At 72.8% G+C, this 15,005-nt stretch carries 10 protein-coding genes and 1 pseudogene; 6 read left to right on the top strand and 5 right to left on the bottom strand.

What is annotated here, in order from left to right; all coding sequences use genetic code 11:
- Positions 1-35: 35 nt before the first annotated feature.
- Entirely contained in the window at positions 36-908 is an 873-nt protein-coding gene (locus PYS65_RS32510) for a universal stress protein (RefSeq protein ID WP_279338150.1), read from the bottom strand.
- Between the two features lie 105 nt (positions 909-1,013).
- Here PYS65_RS32510 and PYS65_RS35315 point away from each other — a divergent pair.
- Positions 1,014-1,185 (top strand): annotated as a pseudogene (locus PYS65_RS35315) (IS256 family transposase); the annotation flags it as partial.
- 493 nt (positions 1,186-1,678) lie between these two features.
- Positions 1,679-4,384, top strand: coding sequence for a pyruvate, phosphate dikinase (ppdK, locus tag PYS65_RS32505; RefSeq protein WP_279337530.1), 2,706 nt, complete (start codon positions 1,679-1,681; stop codon positions 4,382-4,384).
- A 111-nt stretch (positions 4,385-4,495) separates the two neighbouring features.
- On the opposite strand, the gene PYS65_RS32500 is transcribed toward ppdK, so the two are convergent.
- Entirely contained in the window at positions 4,496-4,936 is a 441-nt protein-coding gene (locus PYS65_RS32500) for a CBS domain-containing protein (protein ID WP_279337529.1), read from the bottom strand.
- A gap of 188 nt (positions 4,937-5,124) precedes the next feature.
- On the bottom strand, positions 5,125-5,568 hold the full coding sequence (locus tag PYS65_RS32495) for a universal stress protein (RefSeq protein ID WP_279337528.1): 444 nt from the start codon (positions 5,566-5,568) through the stop codon (positions 5,125-5,127).
- 771 nt (positions 5,569-6,339) lie between these two features.
- Between PYS65_RS32495 and PYS65_RS32490 the strand changes: the two genes are divergently transcribed.
- Positions 6,340-8,703 (top strand): heavy metal translocating P-type ATPase, encoded by a 2,364-nt coding sequence (locus tag PYS65_RS32490; protein WP_423836140.1) that lies wholly within the window; start codon positions 6,340-6,342, stop codon positions 8,701-8,703.
- 42 nt (positions 8,704-8,745) lie between these two features.
- On the opposite strand, the gene PYS65_RS32485 is transcribed toward PYS65_RS32490, so the two are convergent.
- A complete protein-coding gene (locus tag PYS65_RS32485; RefSeq protein ID WP_279337526.1) occupies positions 8,746-9,621 on the bottom strand; it encodes a universal stress protein in 876 nt (291 codons plus the stop codon).
- A 97-nt stretch (positions 9,622-9,718) separates the two neighbouring features.
- On the bottom strand, positions 9,719-10,630 hold the full coding sequence (locus PYS65_RS32480) for a universal stress protein (protein ID WP_279337525.1): 912 nt from the start codon (positions 10,628-10,630) through the stop codon (positions 9,719-9,721).
- A gap of 498 nt (positions 10,631-11,128) precedes the next feature.
- Here PYS65_RS32480 and acsA point away from each other — a divergent pair, with 498 nt between their 5' ends.
- From acsA to PYS65_RS32465, 3 genes are read left to right on the top strand one after another with little or no spacing between them, the layout of a single operon-like run.
- Positions 11,129-12,919: an acetate--CoA ligase gene (acsA, locus tag PYS65_RS32475; protein WP_279337524.1), complete on the top strand. Its 1,791-nt coding sequence runs from the start codon at positions 11,129-11,131 to the stop codon at positions 12,917-12,919.
- The gene (pdhA, locus tag PYS65_RS32470) at positions 12,916-14,013 is read left to right on the top strand and encodes a pyruvate dehydrogenase (acetyl-transferring) E1 component subunit alpha (protein WP_279337523.1); all 1,098 of its coding nucleotides are present in this window, start codon (positions 12,916-12,918) and stop codon (positions 14,011-14,013) included. The genes acsA and pdhA overlap by 4 nt, the downstream gene beginning before the upstream one ends.
- Positions 14,010-15,005 (top strand): alpha-ketoacid dehydrogenase subunit beta, encoded by a 996-nt coding sequence (locus tag PYS65_RS32465; RefSeq protein ID WP_279337521.1) that lies wholly within the window; start codon positions 14,010-14,012, stop codon positions 15,003-15,005. Before pdhA ends, PYS65_RS32465 begins: the two co-directional genes overlap by 4 nt.

Genomic DNA, 15,005 nt, shown 5'->3' with positions numbered 1-15,005 from the left:
TGCCGGACCGTGCAGGAGTACGACGCCCCTCGGGCTCAGCCCCGTTGCGGAACGACGACGACCGGGCACTCGGCGTGGTGCAGCAAGGTGTGGGCGACCCTGCCGAGCTGGAGACCGAAGTGGCCGTGCCGCCGCAGGGCTCCGACGACGATCAGGTCGGCATCGGCCGATGCCTCCAGGAGGACCTTGTGGGCGGGACCTTCGACCGGTGTGCGGCGTACGTCGACGTCCGGGTGTTCCCGTGCCACTTCACTCAACGCCTCGGCGAGGCCGGCCGACGCCCGTTCCTCGGGCGCGGGCCTGCCGTCGTCCGCGCGGTGGGGGTCCGCGTGCTCAGGAGCCGGACTGCGCCAGGCCCGCACGGCCTCCAGGGCCGAGCCGCGCACCTCGGCCTCACGGAAGGCGAACCGCACCGCACCCGGACCGTGGGGCAGGTCGCCCACCCCGACCACCACCCGTCCGAAGGCTCCCTGCCGGTTCCGTTCCCCGCCACGGACCACGATGACCGGGCACATCGCGCGAGCGGCCACCGCGAGACCGACCGACCCCAGCGTCAGCCCGGCCAACTCACCGCGCCCGCGGGAGCCCGTGACCAGGGACCACGCCTCCTGTCCGGCCGCCAGCAGCGCCGACACGGGGTCGTCGGGGAGCACATCGCTCGACACCTTGACCTCCGGGCGGCGCTGCCGGGCCCGTTCCGCTCCGGAGGCGACGATGTGCTGGGCAAGGACGGCTTCGGCGGGACGCTCCCGTCCGAAGGACGGGACGCCTCCTTCGTACCGCTCCCACAGCGAGGCATGGACCAACCGCAGAGGAAGCTTGTGCCGCGCCGCCTCCTCCACCGCCCAGTCCACCGCCTCCAGGCTGGGATCCGAACCGTCGACCCCCACCACCAGCGAGAGTTCCATGGTCACCACCGCCTTCCCGTCCTGCCGCTCACGAGACTCCCTGCCCATACCGTCGCACTGCCCACGGCCCGCCGCGACCTCCGGACCCGGCACCCGGGGAATCAGGCCGTCCGCGAGGTCGTGCTCGGCGCCGCCCACCGGCGGTGTCGCGTTCACTTCCTGACTTCCTGACTTCCTGCGCGATGTCTTCGCGGTGATCCCGAAGGACTCCGGCGAGATGGTGGCCGCGACGATCCGCACGATGCGAGCCCCGAGGCGACCCGTTCCTCGCCGGGAGCGACGGCCCTCTCCTGAGTACTGTCCTCTGCGGCGGCGACCGGCTGGTCGTACCCGAGGGGGGCGGCGATCCGTGGCCCGGGACGGGTTGCGCAGCCGCTGTGGACGACCCCCGGACGGTCTGCTCGGCCCAGTCGTGCCCGGTGCACGGCGCAAAGCCTCCCGGGCCGCCCGGTGTGCGGCCGCCGGATTCCCGGAGGATCCGGCGACTCCCCCTCCCCAGGTTGCGAGGCATCGTGCATCCCTCTCGGCCCCGGATCGCTTCCGGTGCTCCTGACGCCCTCGAACCTCTTCCCCACCGAGGTGGATGCCCAGAGGCCGCACAGCCCTTGCACGGATCTTCGCCCGCCCCCTCCTTTTCGTCAGGGAGCACCGTCAGCGGGCGATGTCGGGGCCCAACGGCCCCCCTTGCCCGGGCCTGCCGGCACCTCCCACCAGGGGCCCCGCGGTCGGACGCTGGACACATCAGGCCCCTGACGGAGGAGGACGGTGTCATGGTCCGTTACGTGTACGACTTCACCGAGGGCGGTCGTGAGATGGTCGGCCTGCTCGGCGGCAAGGGCTCGAACCTGGCCGAGATGACACGGCTCGGGCTGCCGGTCCCGCCGGGTTTCGTCATCACCACCGAGGCCTGCCGGGCCTTCCTCACCACCGGGGGCGAGCCCATGGGCATGTCGCGGGAGGTCTCCGACCACTTGAAGGCCGTCGAGAAGGCCGCAGGCCGACGGCTGGGACAGCGGGACGACCCGCTGCTGCTGTCCGTCCGCTCAGGGGCCCGCTTCTCCATGCCCGGCATGATGGAGACGATCCTCGACATCGGGCTGAACGACGACTCCGTCCTGGGCCTGGCCAAGGTCTCCGGCAGCGAACGCTTCGCCTGGGACTCCTACCGCCGCCTCGTCCAGATGTTCGGCAGCACGGTCATGGGTGTCGACGCCGCCCTGTTCGAGCAGGCCATGGCCGAGCTCAAGGACCTGCGTGGCGCCCCGGACGACATGCACCTGGATGCCGGTGACCTCGCCGAGCTGGTGGAGACGTACAAGACCGTGATCCGTCGGGAAACCGGTGAGAGCTTCCCGCAGTCTCCCGCCGAGCAACTGCACCGGGCGATCCTGGCCGTCTTCGAGTCCTGGAACGGGGAGCGGGCACGCCTGTACCGCCGGCGCGAGCACATCCCCGACGATCTGGGCACCGCCGTCAGCGTGCAGCGCATGGTCTTCGGCAACCTCGGCTCCGACTCCGGCAGCGGCGTCGCCTTCACCCGTGACCCGGCCACCGGGCACCCCGGACCGTACGGCGACTACCTGCCCAACGCCCAGGGTGAGGATGTCGTCGCCGGCATCCGCAACACCGTGCCCCTGAGCGAGCTGGAGCGGCTGGACCCCACGTCGTACGCCCGGCTGTGCGCCCACATGCGGACGCTGGAGCGGCACTACCGCGATCTGTGCGACATCGAGTTCACCATCGAGCGCGGCACGCTGTGGATGCTCCAGACCCGGGTCGGCAAGCGCACCGCCGAGGCGGCCTTCGCCCTTACCGCCGCCCTCGCCGACGAGGGACTCATCACCCCGGACGAGAGCCTTGCCCGGGTGAGCGGCGAGGGACTGACCCGGCTCATGTTCCCACGCTTCGACACCTCGGGGAACGGAGATCCGCTCGCCCGCGGCCTCCCGGCGTCTCCGGGTGCCGCGGTCGGAGCGGCCGTCTTCCACTCGGCGGAGGCCGTACGACGTGCCGCGGCCAGCGAGAAGGTGATCCTGGTCCGCCGGGAGACGACCCCCGACGACCTGCCCGGCATGATCGCCGCCCAGGCCGTACTCACCAGCCGCGGCGGCAAGACCAGCCATGCGGCCGTGGTCGCCCGCGGCATGGGCAAAGTCTGCGTGTGCGGCGCCGAGGATCTCGAGGTGGACACGGAGGCCCAGCGCTTCACCGCCCCTGACGGCACCGTCGTCGAAGAGGGCACGGTCATCTCCGTGGACGGCTCCGCCGGTGCCGTGTATCCGGGGTCGGTGCCCCTCGTCGACTCGGCGGTCATGCGGTTCCTGGAGACCGGCGACACCGGCGACACCGGCGAGGGATCAGCCGGGGTGGTCGACGCGGTGGCGCGAGCCCTGGCCCGGGCCGACACCGTCCGGCGGCTGGAGGTGCGGGCCAACGCCGACACCCCTGAGGACGCCGTGCGAGCCCGCCGGTTCGGTGCTCAGGGCATCGGGCTGTGCCGCACCGAGCACATGTTCCTCGGCGAGCGCCGCAAGCTTGTCGAGGAGATGATCCTGGCGCGCTCGGACACCGAACGCCACGGGGCTCTGGCGGCGTTGCTGCCGCTCCAGCGTCAGGACTTCGTCGGCATCCTCGAGGCGATGGACGGCCTTCCGGTCACCATTCGCCTGCTGGACCCGCCGCTGCACGAGTTCCTGCCCGACCGGACAGAACTCGCGGTGCGGATCGCCGCGGCCGAGGCGCGCGGCGACCTGCCGGTCGCGCGCGACGTCGAACTGCTGGCCGCGGTGAACCGGATGCACGAGGAGAACCCGATGCTCGGGCTGCGGGGTGTGCGCCTCGGTCTGGTGGTTCCCGGCCTGGTCGCCATGCAGGTACGGGCCATCGGCGAGGCCGTCGCCGAACGCACCCGGGCCGACGGCGCTCCCCAGGCGGAGATCATGGTCCCGCTCGTCGGGGACGTGCGGGAACTGCGGATCGTGCGCGAGGAGGTGCAGCGGGTGCTCGCCGAGGTCTCCGAGGCGTCCGGCGTCCCCGTCACCTGCCCCGTCGGGACCATGATCGAGCTGCCCAGGGCGGCGCTGACGGCGGGCCGGATCGCCGAGGAGGCGGAGTTCTTCTCCTTCGGCACCAATGACCTGACCCAGACCACGTGGGGGTTCTCCCGCGACGACGTCGAGGCGGAGTTCTTCTCCGCCTATCTCGACAAGGGTGTCTTCCCCACCTCCCCGTTCGAGACGATCGACCAGGACGGCGTGGGCCGGCTCGTCGGGATCGCGGTCGCCGAGGGCCGCACCACCCGGCCGGAGCTGAAGATCGGTGTGTGCGGCGAACACGGCGGCGACCCCGAATCGGTTCACTTCTTCCACGCCGCCGGCCTGGACTACGTCTCCTGCTCGCCGTTCCGGGTTCCGGTGGCACGGTTGGAGGCCGGGCGGGCAGCGTTGGAGGAGGCCGATGTGAGCGACAGCAGGTGAACCGGTGTGAAGTGTCTCGTCGGGCTGCAGCGCACCGGCCGCGCACCCGTGGTGCAGGTCGTGGGCCGATCGGCCCCGCACCGGGCCCTGCTGGGCCCGGTCAGGTGGTCATCACCCGCTGGGGCCTGTGGTGGCCGTCGGAGTTCTCCGTCGTCCGGGAGATCCGGGTCGAGAGCCGGGCGACGGTGCGGCGCCGACAGCGCGCAGGCACGTGCACGCCTCCTTCCACGGCACGGAGCAGACGCACAGCGAGCGGCACGAGGGGGCGGCGGGAACGTGGCCGGAGAGGATGACCACTTCGTCGTACACCTCCACACGGACCGGCTCCATCGGCACCGGGAACCGGTCGGCGACCACCTCGGCGCTGATCTCCCTGGAGATCTCCTCGTCGTCGCGGAGGAACACCTCCAGCAGACCGGTACGGCTGACGACGCCCTTCACCATGGCTTCGTCGTCGACCACCGGCAACGGCTCGACCCGCTGCCGGGTCATGACGCGGGCGGCCCCGGCGAGGGGGACGTCGGCGGTGACGGTCACGGCCGGGGTGATCACCGGTTCCTCCGCGGTGACCGCGGCGGCCGGCCCACGGTCCCCGGCCCCGAGGTGCGGTTGCTCCCCGGCGACTCCCCGGCGACGAGTTGCTGACCGTGTCCCGCGAAGCGAGCGAGCAGGAGGTCCACGCGGCGTTCCGGTGACCTGGGGCCCTGCACCGTACCGGGCCGCAGGTCACTGCTTCGGGGTCACTGCTTCTCGGAGCGCACGATCACCACCGGGCAGCTCGCGTGCTGGGACACGTGCTGGCTGACGGAGCCGAGCAGTGCGCGCGCGAATCCGCCCCTGCCCCGGCTGCCGACGACCAGGACCTCGGCTCCTTCGGCGGCCCGCAGCAGAACGTCGGCGGGATTGCCGTGCACCACACGGGTCCGGACCGAGTCGGCCGTGTCCGCGCCGAGCACGTCGGTCAGCTCCCGGCTCATCTTCTGCCGGGTCTCGTCCTCGTCGACGTCCATGTCCACGGCGGGCGCCGACCAGCCGTACAGGCCCGGCAGCTCCCACACCGCGATCGCGTCCACGGTGCCGCCGACGAGACCGGCGTAGCGCACGGCCCAGCGCAGAGCCTCGTACGAGGACTGCGACCCGTCGACACCGACCACCACCCGGCGTTCGGAGGCATCTTTGTCCATGCGTCCCACCTCTCCTTCAGCGTACGTGCCCACCGCGCCGGTCCGCCCCTGCTCTCCACGCTGCGGGAGCCGTCGCCACAGCGCCAGAAGTGCGCATCCGGCGGCATGACGGACGGCGGTGCGTCGCCGTACGCACAGCGGGTCGTCCGGTCGGATCCCACGCCCTCACGCGTTCAGCCAAGAGCCTTCACCCGTCAGCCCTCAGATCGGAGCATGCCGCGACCTGCTCACTGCCGTTCGGGCACGGCTGCGGCCGGGCGCCGCGTTCGTCACGGGTCTCCTTCGGCTGGGGTGGGGGTGCGCTCGTGGTGCTGGTCGGGGGCGCGCCCTCCAGGAGACCTCCGGATCGAGGACGGAGATCGAGCGGAGCGCTGCCCCACGGCGTTCACGATGCACGACGGCGGTGGTACCTGCGGCACCCGCGGCGGCCGGCCTGCCGCCGCCCAGGCCCTGACCAGGCAGGTACGGGAGCCGGGCGGGGGGAGTGCTCTCCTCACCCGGGTCGCCCACCGCACCCACGCGTACCCGCCATCGCCCGATCCGGCCGACTGCACGCTGCCCCTGGCTTTCCGACGAGGAGCACCGTGACGGACCCTGGGCGTGGCGGGCCGGAGGCCAGGCGAGGAGCATGGGGCCATGCGGCCCTGGATCCGCCCGATGAATCGTCGGATCCTGGACGCGAGGAGAGGAGAGTACGCACGCGGCCGACCGGGCAGGTGGCGTCGTTGCCGGCTGCTCCACGCCGCGAGCCCGCCGACGGTGAGGACTGCCATGGGTCACGTCAACCGCGCCGGCCGTTCCCACCGGGCCGGCAGGGAGAAGCCGGTGCCCGGACCTGCCTCGGCGCAGACGGCGGCATCCTGGCTCGAACCCGCTCTCCTGGCCGTCACGGCCTCGGCGCTGACGGCGGGGGGCGTTCTCTGGCTGCTGGGCGACACCGACGCCGCCGATCTGTGCTGGGCTCTGGGCACGGCTTCCGCCGTCGTCCCCGCGGTCGGCTGGGTTCTGACCTCGCTGCGGCGCGGTCACGCCGGTGTGGACCTCATCGCGGTCCTGGCACTCGGCGGCACCCTGGCCGTCGGCGAGTACCTCGCCGGTGCGCTGATCGGTCTGATGCTGGCCACCGGCCGCGCACTGGAGGCCACCGCCCAGCGGCGTGCCTCCCGTGACCTGCGTGCGCTGCTCGCGCACGCGCCCCGCACCGCCCGCCGACGCACCGGCACCGAGGTCCGCCCGGTCCCCCTCGCCGAAGTCGCCGTGGGGGACCTGCTCGTCGTCGGCGCGGGCGAGGTCGTTCCGGTCGACGGGCAGGTGGTGGGCCCGGCGGCCGTCCTCGACGAGTCGGTGCTCACGGGCGAGTCGGCGCCGGTGGAGCGGAGGTCCGGGCAAACCGTGCGCAGCGGAGTCGTCAACGCGGGCGGGGCCTTCGAGTTGCGGGCCACGGCGACCGAGCAGGACAGTACCTACGCCGGGATCGTGCGGCTGGCCCGGCAGGCGGGTGCGGAGGCGGCCCCGGTCGTCCGCCTGGCCGACCGTTACGCGGCGTGGTTCCTGCCTCTCTCGGTGGCGGTCGCAGGGCTGGCCTGGCTGTTCAGCGGCTCCGCAGTGCGGGCCGTCGCGGTGCTGGTGGTCGCCACTCCCTGCCCGCTGCTGCTCGCCGCCCCGGTGGCGATCGTCTCCGGACTGTCCCGGGCGTCCCGGCTGGGTGTGGTGGTCCGGGACGGTGGCGCCCTGGAACGCCTGGGACGGGCCCGAACGCTGCTGCTCGACAAGACCGGCACCCTGACCGGCGGTCGCCCGCGCGTTCTCGATGTGACCGCGGGCCCCGGCTGGAAACCCGCCGAGGTGTTGCGGCTGGCGGCCACCGTCGACCAGTACTCACCACACGTCCTGGCCCACGCCATCGTCGACGCGGCCCGTGAGCGCGAGCTGGAGCCGTCGGTGGCGACGGACGTGTCGGAGGAGGCCGGCCGGGGCGCGCACGGCGTGGTCGAGGGCCGCAGGGTGACCGTCGGCCGCCTGGAGCCCGGTACGCCGGTCCCGGACTGGGCGCGGGCGGCGGAGAACCGGGCGCTGTTGGACGGGGCCGCCGTCGCCTGGCTCACCGTCGACGGCCTCCCGGTGGGGGCCGTCCTGCTGCGTGATCCACTGCGCCACGACGCGCCGCGGACCCTGCGACGGCTGCGTACGGCGGGCATGGAGCGGATCGTGATGCTCACCGGCGACCGGCCCGAGCCCGCCCGCGAGCTCGCCGCCGTCCTCGGACTCGACGGCGTACGGGCCGAACTGACCCCGGCGGACAAGGTGGCCGAGGTCCGCGCGGAACGCCGGCGTGCCGTCACCGTCATGGTCGGCGACGGGGTGAACGACGCGCCCGCGCTCGCCGCCGCGGACGTCGGCGTGGCGATGGGGGCACGGGGTTCCACCGCCTCCTCCGAGGCCGCGGACATCGTCCTCACCACCGACCGCGTGGACCGGCTGGCCGACGCCACGTCGATCGCGGTACGGGCGCGCCGCATCGCCGTGCAGAGCGCCCTCGGCGGCATGCTGCTGTCCCTGGCTGCCATGGGCGCGGCCGCCATGGGACTGCTGCCGCCGACGGTGGGTGCCCTGTTGCAGGAGGCAATCGACGTGGCGGTCATCCTCAACGCGCTGCGCGCCCTGCGCGTGGACCAAGGGGCCCGGCCCGCCCTGGAACCCGCCGCCGAGGCCCTGATCCACCGTTTCGCGGCCGAGCACGAGGACCTGCAGGACGTGTTGCAGGCCGTGCGCGACGCGGCGGCCCTGCTCTCGGCTCCCGGCCAGGAAGCGCAGGCCCTGGAATTGGTACGCGAGGTGAACCGGCTGCTCATCGAGCGGCTGCTGCCGCACGAGTACGCCGAGGAGCACCAGCTCTATCCGGCTCTCGGACCCACACTCGGCGGCCCCGAGGCGACGGCGACCATGAGCCGCGCCCACGCCGAGATCGAACGGCTCTCCGGGCGGGTGGCCACCCACGTGGCACTCGCCGAAGCACAGGGCGCGCTGAAGTCCGAGCAGCTCGAGGACCTGCGCGCCTGCCTGTACGGTCTGCACACCGTGCTGCGGCTGCACTTCACGCAGGAGGAGGAGAACTACTTCTCCCTGGCTCCCTGACCGTGGGCATGCCCCCTCGGTCGACCCGTGGGCCGGCCCCCGTCAGTCGTGCGGCACGATCACCACCGGGCAGCCGACGTCGTGGATCACGGCGTGGGTGACCGGGCCGGTGCGCGAGACCTTCGGCCGGTCGGTGAGCCGGTGGCCGACGACCAGCAGTTCCGCTCCGGACGCCGCCTTCAGAAGGGCTCCGGACGGCTCGGCCTCCACCGTCGTCTCCACCACCTCGACCTCGGGGTACTTCTCGCGCCACACCTGGAGCACGGCGGACAGGAAGCCCAGCCACTCCTCGGCCCGCTGCGGACCGCCCACCAGGCCCACCTCGCCGGGGCCCAGGGTGAGCGGGCCGGGCACGCGCCAGGCGTGCAGGACCCTCAGCCGCGCGTGCCGCAGGCGGGCCGCTTCGAAGGCGAACGCGATCACCTCGTCGCACGGTTCCGTGACGTCGACGCCGAGGACCACGTCCCGCCGCCCGGTGCCGGCCGCCTGCTCTGCCCCGGCCGTACCGGCCCGTACCAGGACGACGGGCCGGGTGGCCTTCGCCACCACGCCGAGCGCGACCGACCCCAGGAGCAGACCGGTGACGCGCCCCAGCCCGCGCGAGCCCAGCACCAGCAGGTCGGCGCCGTCCGCCGCCTCCACCAGGGCGGCGGTCGCCGGTCCCGCGACCTGCTCGGCGTGCAACGGCACCTCGGGGCACACGGCGCGGACGCGGTCCTCCGCCTCCCGCAGGACCCGCCGCGCCAGGTGCCGCTCGCTCGCCTGCGCGCTCTCCGCCCGCTCCTGGTCCGGGTGCCAGCTGCGCGCGTGCAGCAGCCGCAGGGCCCGCCCGCGGCGCACGGCCTCGTGGGCCGCCCACTCGGCGGCTGCCAGGCTTTCGGCGGAACCGTCGACGCCGACGACAACGGGCGACAGCATGACATACACCTCCAGAACAAGGCCTTCCCCCTCGCCACCAGCGTCACGCGGGAAGCGACGTTCGGAACAGGGGCTACCGGGTGCACCCGAGGGGCCATCAGACCCATGTCTCCTGCCCGCCCACGGGACGGCCACCCGGATCGTGCGGCACGACCGCCCCCGGGCACTGCGCGTGGTGCAGCAGCGTGTGGCTCGCCCGGCCGAGCTGGAGGCCGAAGCGGCCCTGGTGGCGCCGCGCGCCGACGATCACCAGATCGGCGGCGGCCGACCGGAGCACGAGGACCTTCGAGGCCGGGCCTTCGACCGTCGCGCGGCGCACCCGGACGCCCGGGTGGGCGGCCATCGCGTCGCGCAGCAGCTCGTCGAGCAGGAGGGAAGCCTGCTCCTCGTGCTGACGCTCCGGTCCCCCGGCCGACGCCGGGTGGTCGGTGGTCTCGTACGCCGGGCAGCGCCAGGCGCGCACGACGTCCAGGACACACCCGCGGGCCTCCGCCTCGCGGAAGGCGAAATCCACCGCCTCACCGCTCGTGCCGGGGTCCCCCGCGCCGAGCAGAATCCGCTCGTGGGCGCCGGCCAGACCGGCCGTGTCGCCTCGCACGACGGCCACCGGGCAGTGCGCCCGCGCGGCCACGGCGAGCCCGACCGAGCCCAGGAGCAGTCCCTTCAACTCGCCGCGACCCCGCGATCCGGTCACCAGGAGCGAGGCGCTGTCGCCCTCGCGCAGTAGGACGTGGGCCGCCTCCTCAGGGAGGATCGCGGTGGAGACCTTGATCTGCGGATTGCGCCGGTGAGCACGTTCCGCGGCGGAGGCGACGATGTGCTCGGCCGACACACGCGCCGAGGGCCTTTCGCCCACCGGGGAAAAGGTGCCTTCGGAGCCCTCCCAGAGGGAGGCGTGCACCAGCCGCAGCGGCATTTTGTGCCGGGCCGCCTCGTCCACGGCCCAGTCGACCGCCAGGAGGCTGGGACCCGATCCGTCGACGCCCACGACCAAGGGCCATTGGGTCATGGTGTCCACCACCTTTCTTCACACTGCCGCAGGGCTGCCTCACGGGCGGCCCGATCGGCAGCGGTGAGGCTTTCGCACGAGCCGTCCGAACCGATGGTGACGGTGGGAAGCGTCATGGGCCTCCCGGTGAGGTGTGGCTCCCCTCTCGTGGCCCTCAACCCGTGACGGGAGGTGCCGTTGGTCCCTGAGCGGATCCGGCCGTTCCTGCTCTCCGCCGAGAGGGTCGGCCGGCCCTCTCGGCAGGGCCGTCCGGCCCTACAGCCGGCGGGCGGGCAGCGGTGTCATGGAAATGAGCCGAGGGCCACAAAAGACACGGAGGAGCGGAGCGAAACCGCGCACCGTGCAATGAGGGCCCGCAAGAAGCGGGCGGCCCTCGGCTCCATCGAGGCCGGCAGATGCCGCCCGTCCATTGGTCCGGGCGCTCCACGCGGGCCGACGTGCGACCGGCGCCATGCTCCGCGACCCTGGAGATCAAGGGCAGTGCCGCGAGGAGCACCCATGGACTGGGAAACGATCCACAAGGACACCGCACCGGTCGTTCCGCCTCGGCTCACCGACTACGAACGGGTCCGCTCGACGTTCACCTGGGCTCAGGCGCGCACTGCGCTGGCCGGGTTGCCCGGCGGCGGGCTGAACATCGCACACGAGGCAGTGGACCGGCATGCGGCCTCGGATCGGGCGGACAAGGTCGCGCTGCGGTGCATCGCCCGGGACAACGCCGTCGCCGATGTCACGTACGCCGAACTGGCCCGGCGTACGGCCCGCTTCGCGAACGTGCTGCGGACACTCGGCGTCGGCCACGGCGACCGGGTGTTCACGCTGCTCGGCCGCTGCCCCGAGCTCTACACCACGGTGCTGGGCGCGCTGAAGAACACCGGCGTGCTCTGCCCGCTGTTCTCCGCGTTCGGCCCCGACCCGGTGGAGCAGCGGCTGCGTCTCGGCGACGCCCGGGTGCTCGTGACCACGGCGGCCCTCTACCGGAAGAAGGTGGCCGACCGCCGGCACTCGCTGCCCGGCCTGGAACACGTCCTGATCGTCGGGCCGGGCACCGAGGATCTGCCCGGCACCGTCTCCTTCGACGCGCTGCTGTCCGCCGCCGCGGACACCTTCACGATCCCGCCGACCTCGCCCGGAGACATGGCCCTGCTGCACTTCACCAGCGGCACCACGGGCACCCCCAAAGGCGCGGTCCATGTCCACGAGGCGGTGGTCGCCCACCATGCCACGGCCGCGTACGCGCTCGATCTGCACCCCGGGGACGTGTACTGGTGCACCGCCGACCCCGGCTGGGTCACGGGCATGTCGTACGGCATCGTCGCCCCGCTGGTGCACGGTGTGACGGTGGTCGTCGACGAGGGCGACTACGAGGCCCGCCGCTGGTACCGGATCCTCGGCGAGCAGCGGGTCACCGTCTGGTACACGGCGCCCACCGCGCTGCGCATGCTCATGCGTGCGACACCACGTCAGGGCCCGTACGACCTGCCGCGCTCCTACGACCTGTCGGCCCTGCGCCTCATCGCCTCCGTCGGGGAACCCCTCAACCCCGAGGCCGTCGTATGGGGCCGGGATGTGCTGGGCCTGCCGGTGCACGACAACTGGTGGCAGACGGAGACCGGCTGCATCATGATCGCGAACTACGCGGCCTGTGACATCCGGCCCGGCTCGATGGGCCGCCCGCTGCCCGGCGTCGAGGCGACCGTGCTGAGGACCGGCGAGGACGGCCGGGCGCTGGTCACCGGCGGCCGGGTCACGGAAGTGCAGAGCCCCGACGAAAAGGGTGAGCTGGCGCTGCGCCCCGGCTGGCCGTCGATGTTCCGCGGCTATCTGCACGACAAGGAGCGCTACGACGCCGCCTTCACCGACGGCTGGTACCTGACCGGCGACCTGGTGCGACGGGACGCGGACGGCTGGTACTGGTTCGTGGGACGCGCCGACGACGTGATCAAGTCGGCGGGGCATCTGATCGGCCCGTTCGAGGTGGAGAGCGCTCTGATGGAGCACCCGGCGGTCGCGGAGGCCGGGGTGATCGGACGGCCGGACCCCGTGGCCGGGAACATCGTCAAGGCCTTCGTGTCGCTGCGCCCCGGCGTCGGCCCCTCCCCGGATCTGGAGCGCGAGTTGCTGGGCTTCGCCCGTCGGCGGCTGGGCCCGGCCGTCGCGCCCAGGGAGATCGCCTTCGACCAGAACCTGCCCAGGACCCGCAGCGGCAAGGTCATGCGCCGGCTGCTGCGTGCGCGTGAACTCGGTCTGCCTACCGGCGACTTGTCGACCTTGGAGGGATCCGCATGAGCGCGGCCCGACCCACCACCCGCACCGGCAAGGACTCGGCGCCCCCGAAGCCCGGCAGGAAGACCGCGACGGCCGAGCGGAAGGCGGACACCGGACCCCCACCGGTCGGCCGACCGGATGTCCGGCGCCGAACGGACCTGCTGACGGCCATGCTGCGCATCCGGCGCTTCGAGGAGCGATGCGTCGAGTTGTACAGCGCCGCGAAGATCCGCGGCTTCGTCCACCTCTACATCGGTGAGGAGGCCGTCGCCGTCGGCGTCAACGAGGCGCTGACCCCCGAGGACGCGGTCGTCTCCACCTACCGCGAACACGGCCACGCGCTGGCCCGTGGCCTCACGGCCGAGGCCGTCATGGCCGAGATGTACGGCAAGGCGACCGGCTGCAGCGGCGGCCGGGGCGGATCCATGCACCTGTTCGACGCGAGCCGCCGCTTCTACGGCGGCAGCGCGATCGTCGCCGGTGGTCTTCCCCTGGCCGCCGGTCTCGCCCTCGCCGACCGGATGCGCGGCATGCCCCGCGTCACCTGCTGTTTCTTCGGCGACGGCGCCTTCGCCGAGGGCGAGTTCCACGAGACGGCGAACCTCGCCGCCCTGTGGAACCTGCCCCTGCTACTGGTCTGCGAGAACAACCTGTACGCCATGGGAACGGCGCTCACGCGCGAACACGCCCAGACCGACCTGGCGATGCGCGCCGCCTCCTACGGCATGCCCGCCTGGGCCGTGGACGGCATGGACGTCGACGCCGTCGAACAGTCCGCCCGGCGGGCCGTCGAAGGCATCAGGGCAGGCACCGGACCACACTTCCTGGAGCTGCGCACCTACCGGTTCCGCGCCCATTCCATGTACGACCCGGACCGCTACCGCAAGAAGGCGGAGATCGAGGAGTGGAAGTCCCGGGACCCGATCGACCGGCTGACGCACCTCATGCGTGACAACGGCGAGCTCGACGACTCAGAACTCACCCGGATCGAGCAGCGGATCACCGACGAGATCGACCGCGCCGTGGATGCGGCCGAGCAAGCACCCGAGGAGCCGGTCGAGGACCTGCTCCGCCACGTCACCAGTACCTCGGCCGAGGAAGTGAGCCGACCGTGAACGCAGTCGCGACGGAGGGGACGAAGACGACGTACCGGGAGGCGATGCGCGAGGCCCTGCGGGAAGCCCTGCGCTCCGACGACCGGGTCTTCCTCATGGGCGAGGACGTCGGCAGGTACGGCGGCTGTTTCGGCGTCAGCCTCGGGCTGCTGGAGGAGTTCGGACCGGACCGCGTTCGCGACACCCCGCTCTCGGAGTCCGCGTTCGTGGGGGCCGGCATCGGCGCCGCTCTGGCCGGGATGCGGCCCGTCGTCGAGATCATGACCGTCAACTTCAGCCTGCTCGCCCTCGACCAGCTCCTCAACAACGCCGCCACCCTGCTGCACATGTCGGGTGGCCAGCTGCCCGTGCCGCTGGTCATCCGCATGACGACGGGCGCGGGGCGGCAGCTCGCGGCGCAGCACTCGCACAGCCTGGAAGGCTTCTACGCACACATTCCCGGCATCCGCGTGCTCGCCCCGGCCACGCTCGAGGACGCACGCCACATGCTCGCCCCCGCGCTCGCCGACCCCGACCCGGTGGTGGTCTTCGAGCACGGCAGCCTCTACAACGCCTCCGGCGAACTCCTCCCGCCGACGGCCCCCGTGGACCTGGACCATGCCGCGATCCGCAGACCCGGCACCGACATCTCCCTGATCACGTACGGCGGTTCGCTGCCCAAGGCACGCGCGGCGGCGGACGAGCTGGCCGCCGAGGGTATCGACGCCGAGGTGATCGACCTGCGCACGCTGCGGCCCCTCGACGGTGCGACCGTCACCGCGTCCGTGGCCCGTACCCACCGTGCGGTGATCGTCGACGAGGCATGGCGCACGGGGAGTCTCGCCGCCGAAGTGTCCGCCCGCATCGCCGAGGAGTCGTTCTACGACCTGGACGCCCCCGTCGAGCGGGTGTGCAGCGCCGAGGTGCCCATCCCGTACGCCCGGCAGTTGGAAGAGGCCGCCCTGCCACAGACCGCCGACATCGTCGCGGCCGCACACCGGGCGGTGGACTGA

The sequence above is a fragment of the Streptomyces cathayae genome (assembly GCF_029760955.1).
In the GTDB taxonomy this organism is placed as follows: domain Bacteria; phylum Actinomycetota; class Actinomycetes; order Streptomycetales; family Streptomycetaceae; genus Streptomyces; species Streptomyces cathayae.
The sequence above is the reverse complement of the archived record's forward strand: the minus strand, read 5'-3'. Positions and strand labels throughout refer to the sequence as shown.

Excerpts from the sequence above, each read along its gene's own strand:
- PYS65_RS32510 (WP_279338150.1), bottom strand. The coding sequence starts at position 908 with ATGGAACTCTCGCTGGTGGTGGGGGTCGACGGTTCGGATCCCAGCCTG.
- ppdK (WP_279337530.1), top strand. The coding sequence starts at position 1,679 with ATGGTCCGTTACGTGTACGACTTCACCGAGGGCGGTCGTGAGATGGTC.
- PYS65_RS32495 (WP_279337528.1), bottom strand. The coding sequence starts at position 5,568 with ATGGACAAAGATGCCTCCGAACGCCGGGTGGTGGTCGGTGTCGACGGG.
- PYS65_RS32490 (WP_423836140.1), top strand. The coding sequence starts at position 6,340 with ATGGGTCACGTCAACCGCGCCGGCCGTTCCCACCGGGCCGGCAGGGAG.
- PYS65_RS32485 (WP_279337526.1), bottom strand. The coding sequence starts at position 9,621 with ATGCTGTCGCCCGTTGTCGTCGGCGTCGACGGTTCCGCCGAAAGCCTG.
- PYS65_RS32480 (WP_279337525.1), bottom strand. The coding sequence starts at position 10,630 with ATGACCCAATGGCCCTTGGTCGTGGGCGTCGACGGATCGGGTCCCAGC.
- acsA (WP_279337524.1), top strand. The coding sequence starts at position 11,129 with ATGGACTGGGAAACGATCCACAAGGACACCGCACCGGTCGTTCCGCCT.
- pdhA (WP_279337523.1), top strand. The coding sequence starts at position 12,916 with ATGAGCGCGGCCCGACCCACCACCCGCACCGGCAAGGACTCGGCGCCC.